The 11811-nt window shown below is 48.5% G+C and carries 10 protein-coding genes; 5 read left to right on the top strand and 5 right to left on the bottom strand.

Features of this window, described 5'->3' with window-relative positions; translation table 11 throughout:
- The first annotated feature begins 11 nt into the window (after positions 1–11).
- The gene (locus tag QFZ51_RS05820; RefSeq protein ID WP_429044083.1) at positions 12–413 is read left to right on the top strand and encodes a molybdenum cofactor biosynthesis protein MoaE; all 402 of its coding nucleotides are present in this window, start codon (positions 12–14) and stop codon (positions 411–413) included.
- A 15-nt stretch (positions 414–428) separates the two neighbouring features.
- Here QFZ51_RS05820 and QFZ51_RS05825 read toward each other — a convergent pair whose 3' ends face one another.
- Positions 429–1028: an NTP transferase domain-containing protein gene (locus QFZ51_RS05825; RefSeq protein ID WP_429044086.1), complete on the bottom strand. Its 600-nt coding sequence runs from the start codon at positions 1026–1028 to the stop codon at positions 429–431.
- A complete protein-coding gene (moaC, locus tag QFZ51_RS05830; RefSeq protein WP_429044089.1) occupies positions 1012–1497 on the bottom strand; it encodes a cyclic pyranopterin monophosphate synthase MoaC in 486 nt (161 codons plus the stop codon). The genes QFZ51_RS05825 and moaC overlap by 17 nt, the downstream gene beginning before the upstream one ends.
- A 47-nt stretch (positions 1498–1544) precedes the next feature.
- On the opposite strand from moaC, the gene QFZ51_RS05835 reads away from it, so the two are divergent.
- The 3 genes from QFZ51_RS05835 to QFZ51_RS05845 all read left to right on the top strand — a co-directional run bounded on the left by QFZ51_RS05835 (position 1545) and on the right by QFZ51_RS05845 (position 5520).
- Positions 1545–2753 (top strand): molybdopterin molybdotransferase MoeA, encoded by a 1209-nt coding sequence (locus tag QFZ51_RS05835; protein WP_429044092.1) that lies wholly within the window; start codon positions 1545–1547, stop codon positions 2751–2753.
- 88 nt (positions 2754–2841) lie between these two features.
- Positions 2842–4290 carry a DUF1800 domain-containing protein gene (locus QFZ51_RS05840; protein ID WP_429044095.1) on the top strand — a complete coding sequence of 483 codons (1449 nt, stop codon included), beginning with the start codon at positions 2842–2844 and terminating at the stop codon, positions 4288–4290.
- A gap of 24 nt (positions 4291–4314) precedes the next feature.
- On the top strand, positions 4315–5520 hold the full coding sequence (locus QFZ51_RS05845; RefSeq protein WP_429044098.1) for a DUF1501 domain-containing protein: 1206 nt from the start codon (positions 4315–4317) through the stop codon (positions 5518–5520).
- Positions 5521–5781: 261 nt separating this feature from the next.
- Here the strand turns inward: QFZ51_RS05845 and QFZ51_RS05850 are convergent, their stop codons facing one another.
- From QFZ51_RS05850 to QFZ51_RS05860, 3 genes are all read right to left on the bottom strand, one after another.
- Positions 5782–6294: a hypothetical protein gene (locus tag QFZ51_RS05850; RefSeq protein WP_370911153.1), complete on the bottom strand. Its 513-nt coding sequence runs from the start codon at positions 6292–6294 to the stop codon at positions 5782–5784.
- A 127-nt stretch (positions 6295–6421) separates the two neighbouring features.
- A complete protein-coding gene (locus QFZ51_RS05855; protein ID WP_429044101.1) occupies positions 6422–8470 on the bottom strand; it encodes an OPT family oligopeptide transporter in 2049 nt (682 codons plus the stop codon).
- Positions 8471–8584: 114 nt separating this feature from the next.
- Positions 8585–10291: a peptide MFS transporter gene (locus QFZ51_RS05860; protein WP_429044104.1), complete on the bottom strand. Its 1707-nt coding sequence runs from the start codon at positions 10289–10291 to the stop codon at positions 8585–8587.
- Between the two features lie 170 nt (positions 10292–10461).
- Between QFZ51_RS05860 and purD the strand changes: the two genes are divergently transcribed.
- Positions 10462–11739 carry a phosphoribosylamine--glycine ligase gene (gene purD, locus QFZ51_RS05865; RefSeq protein WP_429044107.1) on the top strand — a complete coding sequence of 426 codons (1278 nt, stop codon included), beginning with the start codon at positions 10462–10464 and terminating at the stop codon, positions 11737–11739.
- The last annotated feature ends 72 nt before the right edge of the window (positions 11740–11811 follow it).

The raw sequence follows: 11811 nt of genomic DNA on the forward strand, positions 1-11811 counted from the left end.
GTATTTAAGAGATGGAAATATTAATAGATATTAAAGATACCATTACCGTGGAGGAAGCGCTGGCCTTCATCCAGGCGCCGGAATGCGGCGGGGAGGTAATTTTTGCCGGTACCGTGCGTAATCACACTAAACAACGGCCGGTATTAAAATTATTTTATGAATGTTATGAGGCGATGGCTGTTTCTGAAATGCAGAAAATAGCGGCGCAGGTAGCGGAAAAATGGGATGTACAGCGCCTGGCCATGCTGCATGCCGTTGGAGATAAGTATCCCGGCGATCTTGCGGTAGTAATAGCGGTGGCCTCTGCTCACCGTGGTGTAGCGTTTGACGCCTGTGAATTTGCGATAGATACCCTCAAAGAAACAGTGCCTATCTGGAAAAAGGAATTTTTTGCAGATGGTGAAATTGTGTAAATGATAACCCGTTGCTTATTTCTCCAGGTCTTTCAGCGCCTCCGCTTTTTCTTCCGGCGTGTTGGCATTAAATTGTTCTACTGCATATGGATTTTTAAAAAGGGCGATGCTGTTACTCAGCATGGTTTTCCGCGGGCAGTTTTTCCCGGCGGTTACATTTTCCAACAGCGCAATTAAACCAGCTGGTTCCCAGATGGCAATGAGTGGTTCCGGCAAATCGTTGACCGGACTCACAAAAGTGGTAGCCGCTTTGGTGACGTCACGTTGGGTGATAAGCAGTTCCAGGCTTTGTTTACTGAGCAGGGGCAGGTCAACGGCAAGCACCAGCCAGGCTGCTTCCGGTTGCAGCGCGTGTGCGCTCAGCAATCCGGCGGATGGCCCGCCAAAAGGCACCGAATCCGGCACCAGGTTAGGGTAGCCGGCAAAATGTTCCTGCTGATCGCCACGGCAGGAAATGTATACTTCCGGCAGCAACGATTGCAGTAAAGTAACCAGGTATTGCCATTGAGGCATCCCATGATAGTTAATGCTGCTTTTATCTTCCTGCATGCGGGTGCTGAAGCCGCCGCAGAGCACCAGTCCTTTCAGTGGCGCTTTATTACCGGTTATAGTCATGTTTGCCGCCTGTTTTGCTGATAAGTTTTGTTTCCCTGATAATCATATCCTGGGTAAGTGCTTTGCACATATCGTAAATGGTCAATGCCGCCACGCTGGCGCCGGTGAGGGCTTCCATTTCCACGCCTGTTTTACCATTGGTTTTTACGGTGCAGCGGATGATGGCTTCTTCTCCTTCCAGGTGGATCGCTACATCGCAACCATCCAGCAGTAAGGTATGGCAAAGCGGGATGAGTTCCGGTGTTTTTTTCGCGGCCATAATACCGGCGATGATAGCGGTTTGAAACACGCCACCTTTGCGGGTTTGGATGTCCTGTCCCTGGAACTGGTCGCGTATCACCTGCGGGAGGTAAACACGGCTCTCGGCAACGGCTATACGATAAGTATCCAGTTTGCCGCTGATGTCGACCATTGCAGGCTGGCCGCTCTCGTTCAGATGTGAAAAAGCATTACTTGATTCATTGGACATAAAAGCATAAATTTAAACAAGTTCACCTTATACAAAAGTAATTCAAAATGATGTTGACTGTTGCTGCTGCATTTAAGGCTGTGATGCAAACTGTGCGGGACCTGGGTACTGAAACGGTACCGTTTGAATCCGCTGCCGGCCGTATTTTGCGGGAGCCTGTACTGGCCGACAGGCCCTTTCCGCCATTTGACCGTGTAACGATGGACGGTATTGCTGTTAACTACGACAGCTTTGCCCGCGGGCAGCATGTTTTTGGCGTGGAAGATGTACAGGCTGCAGGCACTCCGCAGCTGCAGCTTTCCAATACTGCCAATTGTATAGAAGTGATGACCGGCGCCATTTTACCGGAAATGACAGATACCGTTGTTCAGTATGAACACCTTACACCTTCGGAACACGAAGGGTTCCGGCGTTTTACTATTCAGGGCGCCGTGAAGAAGGGACAGAATATTCATAAAAAAGGTTCAGATGTGGATGCCGGCACGGTGCTGATTAAACCCGGTACCCGTATTGGCCCGGCTGAAGCCGGTGTGCTGGCCACAGTGGGCCAGACCATAGTAGAAGTAAGCAAACTTCCGCGGGTGGTGGTCATTGCTACAGGGGATGAACTGGTAGCGGTACACGAAACGCCAGAGCCCCACCAGGTGCGCATTTCCAATGTATACAGCCTGTTGGCCTCACTGGCAGAAATGGGTGTTCCTGCCCGTTATGTACACCTCCTGGACGATGAAGCAGCCATGAAAGACCAGCTCCAGCCACTGCTGGACGAAACCGATATTTGGATCAGCTCCGGTGCGGTAAGTGCAGGCATGTTTGACTACCTGCCTGCTGTGCTGCAACAGCTGGGAATGCAACAGGTATTTCACAAAGTACAGCAGCGGCCGGGCAAGCCGTTCCTGTTTGGTACTTTTAATGACGGTCCCGTTGTGTTTGCCTTACCCGGCAACCCCGTATCGGGCTTTATGTGTTTTTACAGGTACATTCACGCGTGGATACAATCCGCTATGGGAGCGGCCTTACCGGAGCCTTGTTACGCACAGCTATCGGAGAAAGTTATTTTCGATGCAGCCCTGGAATATTATTTGCCGGTAAAGCTGCAATCACAACCCAATGGCGTGCTGCTGGCCATACCGCAGCCCTACCAGGGTTCGGGCGATCTGGCCAGTTTGCTTAAAGCAGATGCTTTTCTCACCCTGCCATTGGAAGAAAGTGTTTTTGAGAAAGGAAGCAGTTACCAGGTGTGGAGGTTCCGTTAACAACCGTTCCCGGTAATTATTTCTGTGAGAAGCCTTTCATTGGTTAAACCCGTTCTGCATTTGATAGTCTCATCATAAATTAATGCTTATGGCTGAAGTTGCCCGTAAAATTCAGATGCAACATCTCGCCTGGCGCGCTGGCTTTGGAGAAACCCTCCCCGTGATCTCTCACTGGGAAAGCAAAAGGCGGGAAAAAATTGTGAATAAGATACTTATCGGCCCTGCAAGAGCGTCAGTTACTTCTGTGGATGTAGTAGCCGCAGATGATCTTCCGGATTACCGGAAGCAGAAAACGATGACGCCGGAGGAAAAGAAAAGTGTGCGGCAAATGAATGACCAGGGCATTAAAGACCTGAATGTATCCTGGGTAAATGCCATGGTGCAGAGCGAGCATCCTCTCCGCGAAAAAATGAGTCTTTTCTGGCATGGGCATTTCGCCTGCCGTACGCAAAATGTATTATTTAATCAGCAGTTGTTGTCGGTAGTGCGTGAAAATGCACTCGGCAATTTTGGAGATCTGCTCGGTGCGGTATCTAAAAGCCCGGCTATGCTGCAATTTCTTAATAATCAGCAGAACCGTAAACAACATCCCAACGAAAATTTTGCCCGCGAAGTGATGGAACTGTTCACGATGGGAAGAGGCAATTATTCCGAACAGGATGTGAAAGAAGCGGCAAGAGCCTTTACCGGATGGGGCTTTGATGAAACAGGCGCTTTTGTTTTCCGGCAAAAACAGCACGACGAAGGCGTGAAAAATTTCCTGGGCAAACAGGGAAATTTTAATGGAGATGATGTACTGAAAATACTTTTGGAGCAACGGCATACCGCCAGGTTCATTACCGCAAAAATATATCAGTATTTTGTGTCTGAAACCCCTGATGAAGCACGTATCACCGCGCTGTCGGAAAAGTTTTACCAGTCGGGTTACAACATCAAATCCCTGATGCGGGAAATATTTATGGCCGACTGGTTTTACAGTCCCGATATCATCGGCAACCGGATAAAATCGCCCGTGGAATTGCTGGCAGGCATCCGCAGAACTATTCCCATGACGTTTGAAAAGGAAGAAGTGATGTTGTTGTTTCAGCGGGTATTGGGTCAGTTGCTTTTTTATCCGCCCAATGTTGCCGGCTGGCCTGGCGGGCGGAACTGGATCGACAGCTCCAGCCTGATGTTCCGGCTACGTGTGCCCCAGGTGATATTATACTCGCAGGCGTTTAATGTGAAGCCTAAAGAGCTGACTCCTGAAATGGGCGAAGGCGCTAACTATAAAATGACGCTGCAGATCAACGATTTCCTGAAGCGGCAATTCGCAAAGAAGGTGAACGCAAATATAAACTGGGACCCTTATGTGGCCGGTTACGAAAAGGTACCAAGAGAGCGGCTCGCCGATGAAATTGCCGGTGTTTTGTTACAGCAGCCCGGCAATATAAGCCGTCAGCTGCTGGAAAAATATGCTGATAGCAGCAGCCGGGAAAACTATATTAAAACGGTAACAATTGATGTGATGAGTACACCGGAATATCAATTGTGTTAACTACTAACCGCTAAAAGTTATGCTATGCTGATTCTCAACAGGCGTCGTTTTTTACAGGTGGGTTCACTGGCTTCTGCCGCGGTGATGATGCCGAAATTCCTGAAAGCCCTGGAAAGAGGGCATCTGGCGCCCCCGGGCAACAAAGTACTGGTGATCATCCAGCTATCCGGCGGTAACGACGGATTGAATACAGTTATTCCCTATCGCAACGATATTTATTATAAGGCGCGCCCGGCGCTGGGCATAAAAAAGGAAGCAGCCCTTTCCCTGAATGACGACCTGGGAATACACCCTGCGCTGAAAGGATTAAAGGCCCTGTATGATGACGGCGCACTGGGTATTCTCAATAACGTAGGCTATCCTAACCCCGACCGCTCGCATTTCCGCTCCATGGATATCTGGCATTCGGCGAGCCAGTCGAACGAGTACTGGTCGGATGGCTGGATAGGCCGTTATCTCGACGCCCAATGCAAGGGATGCGATAAACCAACACAGGCGCTGGAAATAGATGATACCCTGAGCCTGGCGCTGAAAGGCGACAGCGACAAGGGCCTTGCCATGACAGACCCTGCAAGGCTTTACGGCACCAGTAATGATAAATATTTTGCGGAGCTTTTAAAGCAGCATACCACAGATAACGATCATCATAATAATGCGGATTACCTGTACAAAACGATGGGTGAAACCATTTCTTCCGCAGCCTATATCCAGCAACAGTTTAAAACATATAAGTCTTCTGCCCCCTATCCCAATACAGAGCTGGGAAGGAACCTGCGCACCATTGCCAACCTGGTGATGTCGGATATCAATACCAAAGTATATTATGTGTCGCATGGCAGTTTTGATACCCATGTAAACCAGCAGGACCAGCAAGCCCGTTTATTTGGCCAGCTGAGCGATGCGTTAACAGTATTTACAGATGACCTGAAAGCGAATCATCGTTTTGAAGATGTGGTAGTAATGACTTTCTCTGAATTTGGAAGAAGAGTAAGTCAGAACGCCAGTGGAGGTACTGATCATGGCACCGCGAATAATATGTTCCTGGTGGGCGGCAGTTTAAAGCAACCCGGACTTATCAACGATGGTCCAGACCTGCTTAACCTGAAAGACGGGGACCTGCAATACCAGGTTGACTTCAAAAGCGTGTACGCCACGCTGCTATCCAACTGGCTGGGCGCTGATGACGAGGCGGTGCTGAAGGCAACGTACCCGCATTTGTCGTTTGTTTAGCGCCTTCGGCGCTTTTAAATTGTCTTGGAGCACTGATTACGCTGATTATACTGATTGGCTTGATTGGCTTGATTTGATTACGTTTGATTTTAATTTTTGAATTTATAAGATAAAGGGAGATAAATGCGGATATCGCTTTTATCTCCCTTTATCATCTTATAAAAAATCAAAAAAATCAAACGTAATCAAATCAAGCCAATCAAGCCAATCAGTATAATCAGCGTAATCAGTGCTCCAAGACAATTTAAAAGATCCCTCCGCCTACTGGCCCTGCTGACTAATCATCGCTCTGAACGCGCCGTTTTTGGTAACGCGTGTTCCGCCAGCGCCGCTGGCGTCTTTGAGTGTTCCGGAAAAGGTTCCTTCTACGTTGAGGTTGTCTATGTGGGTGATGGTGATTTGAAAATCAGTGCTTCCTGCAGAGGTGAGGTTGGTGTAGTAAGTGCTGTTGAGGGCAATCAGTAAACCGTTTCCTTTCTGGGTAGCGGGATATACGCCTGGTTTGAAGGGCATGGATGCGGTAGCTAAGCTAAAGGTGATCACATCCCCGTTATAGCTCTGGCCGGTGATTTCCATAGTAGGATAATCATTGTCCGGGTTTTCATCCGTAAGATTTGGCAGGGTGATAATGCCTTTTGGATTTTCTGAAAGATAAACCCGGTCGTCCAGCTTCAATGATATAAATCTGCGTTGGCGGCTATCATCTTTATCCTTGCCGCAGGAGATGCCCAGTAAAACAATGGCGCTGAGCATTGCGGTAACTAATATGCGCATAGGTTATATTATAATCAGTTTTAATTAATCCCCGGCTAAATTAAACATTTAAAAAATAAAAACGGATGCCGGTAATGGATTGTTACACCCTGTTACCGGCATCGGTATTGATCTTGAAAAGTTGGATCTAGGCTTTGCGGGCGGTGCGGTACAGGTACCAGCCCATAAACGCAAAAAAGGCGCATCCTATTATGTAATACCCACCCGGCCCGAGGATATTTGTGAGCAGCTGTTGGCTATTGAGTTTGGCAAGAATAACGGCCGACCAGTCGAAACCTGCGAGGATGGCGATGATCACGCCGGCAACGGCGCCCCCGGCCACAAGACCTGTAGCAAAAAGGTTGCCTTTGCCCAGTTCTTCTTCCTCCGGAGATAATTTTTTATTGGCTTTCTTTTGTTTGTGATCAACCACACCACGGATAGCGCCGCCAACAAAGATGGGCAGTGTAGTGGACAATGGAAGATACGCGCCTACTGCGAAGGAGAGCGAATTAATATTACATAGTTCCATCGTTATCGCCAGAAACACACCCACCAATACAAATTGCCAGTCGAGGTTAAATGAAAGGATACCTTTCGCCAGTGTAGCCATGAGCGTGCCTTGCGGGGCAGGATAGTATGCGCTGCCGATTGCGTGTTCAGTAACCCCGTGCGCAATCATATCTGCCGTAGGCTTATCCAGGAACTTCACTGTTAAACCTATCACCACAGACGATACAATGGCGCCAATGAACAGTGCTATTTGCTGGTACATGGGCGTTGCGCCTACGATGTAGCCTGATTTCAGGTCCTGGGAAGTACCGCCGGCATTGGCCGCTGCAATGCAGATCATACCGCCTACCACCAGGGCCATTGGTTCATATAATTTGCCGGTCCAGCCTACTGCGATGAATACCAGGCAGGTGCCCATCAGTGTGGCGATGGTCATACCGGAAATAGGATTATTGGAAGAGCCGATGAGGCCCACAATGCGGCTGGATACGGTAACGAAGAAGGCGCCGAACACCACTACCAGCAGACCTACCAGTAATTTTTTGCCGATAGAATCACCTGGAAGCTGTGGTAAGAAAGCCATCAGCAGGATGAGGGCAAGGCTGCCGAACAGCACTACTTTCAAACTGAGGTCTCTTTCTGTTCTGGGTACATTTCCTTTCTCGTCTGTATTGCCCGAGCCATCTTTGATAGCGCCGATACTTCCTTTGAAAGAAGAAATGATAGTAGGGATGGTTTTCAGCAGGGTGATGAAACCGCCTGCTGCTACTGCTCCGGCACCGATTTGTCTTACGTATGCATAATAAACAGCGGAAGAATAATCTGCAAAAGTATGGGTGAGCGGGTTCCAGTCGCCCTGCCCGCCCGGTGTTTGCAAATTAGCGAGGTAGCCTATTTTGACCAGCTGGGTGGCGATCACATCTGCCGGCAGCAATGATGCGAGCAAGGGAATGAGTGCCAGCCACGACAGTACGCCGCCGGCTACCAGTACTCCGGCAATGCGTGGTCCGATGATATAACCAACGCCCATATACTCCGGGGTGATATCGGCACTGAGTTTGGCGGAAGGGAAAAATTTACTGGCCTGTTTGGTCATGTATTCCGGTGTTTCGGCAATCACATGCAGAATCTTTTGAAGGATGGCATAGGCAAAAGCAAAGCCCAGCCCATAGAAGGCGGTTTTGGCAAAGTCGCCGCCTTTCTCTCCTGCTATCAGCACATCACCGCAGGCGGTGCCTTCAGGATAAGGCAGGGTTTTATGTTCTTTTACGATCAGTGATTTTCTCAGCGGGATCATCATCAGCGTACCGAGGATACCACCGAAGATGGCCAGGATGAGGATGGTAAAGTAATTAAAGAACTGTGTGCCGCCGCCGTCACTGAGGAACAGGAATCCCGGCAGGGTGAATACCACGCCTGCAGCAATGGATTCGCCGGCAGACCCGGTCGTTTGGATGATGTTGTTTTCGAGAATGGTGGTCTTGAAAAATTTTCTTCCTAAGGTAATAGCGATAACGGCAATAGGAATGGAAGCAGAAACGGTAAGACCTGCTTTCAGCGCCAGGTACACGGTGGCAGCACCGAAGATGATACCAAAGACACAGCCCAGCAAAATGGATTTCAGCGTAAACTCTTTCATTTGTACGCCGGGTGAAACAAAGGGTTTGAAGTTGTTATCGGACATAAGATCGTTTATGGATTTACAGGTAGAGATGTTATAAGCAATGAATTTACTTTTAAAAAAGGAAAGGAGGAAAGTTATCAGCTTTCCTCCTTTCCTTTTTGTAATAAGGTTGACTTACCTGATACCGTGCATCCATTTTTTCAGGAAGCTGGTAGACAGGAACAGCAGTACCGCTGCGGCGCCTGGCAGGATTACAAACACCATGAAAAACTCATAGAGGTTGTGGATGGTGAAGCCTGCGAAGGTAGGGTAATGTGTAGCCAGTTTAAGTTCCTGTAATTTATCCATTTGCTGTGCGGTAGCGGTGATGGTACCATCCAGGATGCCTTTCAGGTCGATACCGTTATCGGTAGCGAGTTTGTATTTATCCAGGGTTGGAGGCAGCAAAGCGCCCAGGGTGCCGGCCAGTGCATAACCGGCGGCATTGGCGAGGAACCATACTCCCATGAGCAGGGAGGAGAAACGGTGAGGCGCCAGTTTGGATACCAGTGACAAGCCTATCGGAGACAGGCATAATTCGCCGAGGGTATGGAAAAGGTACATCAGGATCAACCAGCTTACGCCCAGTTTCTCATTAGGTCCGAGATTTTTCATTTGTATGGCGATGATAAAAAATCCGAGCGCCAGTAATGCCAATCCAAGTGATTGTTTCATCGGGGAGATCGGCTCCAGGTTGCGTTGCTGTAATTTGAGCCATAACCAGCTGAAGGGCAATGCAAATACGATGATGAAGATAGAGTTGGCGTTTTGAACGAAGGAAGGAGGCATATCCCAGCCGAGGAGGCGGCGATCTGTCTGGTAATCAGCTACAAAGGTAAGGGAGGAACCGGCTTGTTCGAAGCAGGCCCAGAAGAAGATCACGAAAAAGGCCACGAAGTAGATAACGGTGATCTGTTGTCTTTCTACCTTGGTAATAGATTTATCGGTAAGGATCAGTACAGCGAGGCTGATACCGGCTGCATATATAAAAGGATACACCCATGATTTGATGGGGTTGGGATCGAGCGACAGGTAGTGGATACCGAAAAACAGTACCACCATTAACACCAGTACACCGAGGATAGCGCTGGTAGTAAATTTGGCTTTATCGGCTTCGCCGGTTACGGCAGAAACTTTGGAGAAATCCGGTTTGGCGCCGATAGCTTCACCGGTTGGTTTTACCACGTATTTATCTTTCAGGAAGAAGAACAGGATGGTTCCGGTGAACATGGCTATACTGGCGGCGAGGAAGCCCCATTTGAAAGCGCTGACCATTCTCACGCCGTCTACTTTCACGTCGCCGAGGATAGGGCAAATGAGCATGCCGAGGAAGGCGCCCATGTTGATACCCATATAAAAGATGGTGAAAGCGGAATCGAGGCGGCCGTCGTTTTTCGGATACAGCTGGCCCACCATAGAAGAGATGTTGGGTTTAAAGAAGCCGTTACCAAAGATGATGATGAAAAGGGCGAGCCAAACGATGGTTTTGGCTGTTTCCACATTGGAGGCATAGATGGTGGCGCTGAGGACCATGAGGAGCTGGCCAACGCCCATTATAAAACCGCCTAATATGATACAGTTCCTGTTACCGAGATACCTGTCGGATATGTATCCTCCCAGCATGGGGGTGAGATAACATAAGCCGAGAAAGCCCCCGTAAATGATAGAGGAATCTGCTTCAGAGAAAGCCAGTGCATTTACCAGGAAGAGCGTAAGTAACGCCCGCATACCATAAAAATTAAACCGTTCCCACATTTCCGTGGCAAATAATACTGAGAGCCCTTTAGGGTGGCCCTTCTCAGAGGCAATAGGGGACTCTTGTGCAACAGTAGTTTGCATCATAAATTGGTTAGTTTTAGCAATAGTTGTTTCAGATTTCGTGAACCTTTAAATATGGCAAGTTAAATAAAATCGTTAATCTGCGTAAAAAAATGGTATAAATGCTCATTTTTTGCGGTTTTTTGATCTTTCTTTGCACTTTCTTTCGCATCTGCATTTATTAGGCAATTCATATGAACATACTATTACTTGGAAGTGGTGGCCGGGAACACGCACTGGCCCTTAAAATGTCACAAAGCACCCTTTGCGGTCAACTATTTATAGCACCGGGTAATGCTGGTACCGCTCAATGCGGCACGAACGTTAACATGGGTGTAAGTGAATTTGATAAGATAAAGACCTTTTGCCTGGATAATGCGATAGACCTGGTATTGCCCGGATCTGAAGAGGCCCTGGTAAACGGGATCTATGATTTCTTTCAGAAAGATGAACTGTTACAGCATATCCCGGTACTGGGTCCTTCAAAGGAAGGCGCCCAGCTGGAAGGCAGTAAGGCTTATGCCAAGCTGTTTATGCAGCGGAACAATATACCTACTGCTGCTTACCGTGAATTCAGTGAAAAGAATTATGAGGAAGGGCTGGCCTATCTTCAGCAGCACTCCTTACCAATTGTATTAAAGGCCGATGGCCTGGCGGCAGGTAAGGGTGTGGTGATAGCAACTTCTTATGAAGAGGCGGCCGAGGAGTTTGAGCAGATGATCAAATCAGCCAAGTTTGGCGATGCCAGTAAAACGGTAGTAGTGGAGCAGTTCCTGACGGGTATTGAGTTGTCTGTATTTGCGATCACCGATGGTCATACCTATAAGATATTACCGGAAGCAAAGGATTATAAAAGGATTGGAGAAGGTGACCTTGGGTTGAATACCGGTGGTATGGGTGCGGTGTCGCCGGTACCGTTTGCCGATGCAGCGTTTATGAAAAAAGTGGAGGATGAAGTGATCCGGCCCACGATAGCAGGCCTTTCCAAGGAAGGTATTGTGTATCATGGCTTTGTGTTTTTTGGCCTGATTAATGTAGAGGGTTCGCCCTTTGTAATTGAATACAACTGCCGTATGGGCGATCCGGAAACGGAAGTTGTGATGCCACGTTTGAAGAATGATGCGTTGGAACTGTTTACTGCAGTAATGACCGGCAAACTGAGCGGGCAAACGATTTACGCAGACGAGCGTGCCGCTGCTACGGTGATGCTGGTATCAAAAGGATATCCCGAAGCATACGAAAAGAATAAGGTGATCCATGGAATTCCGGCGCCTACCCGCGACCAGATCGTGTTTCATGCCGGTACACGGCAGGAAGGCGATGAGGTGCTGACCAACGGCGGCCGGGTATTAGCCATTACTTCACTGGCGTCTGACCTGTCGATGGCACTGGCTCATTCTGTACAAACAGCGGAGCAGATTGCATTTGATGGTAAGGTATACCGCAGGGATATCGGGTACGAATTTGTTTAGACGTTAGCCGGAGTTAATTTACAGTAGGGAGGACTGGTACAGGACAATTGAAAAGCGGGACTTGTAAAGGCA

This window comes from Chitinophaga sp. W3I9 (assembly GCF_050434025.1).
GTDB lineage: Bacteria > Bacteroidota > Bacteroidia > Chitinophagales > Chitinophagaceae > Chitinophaga.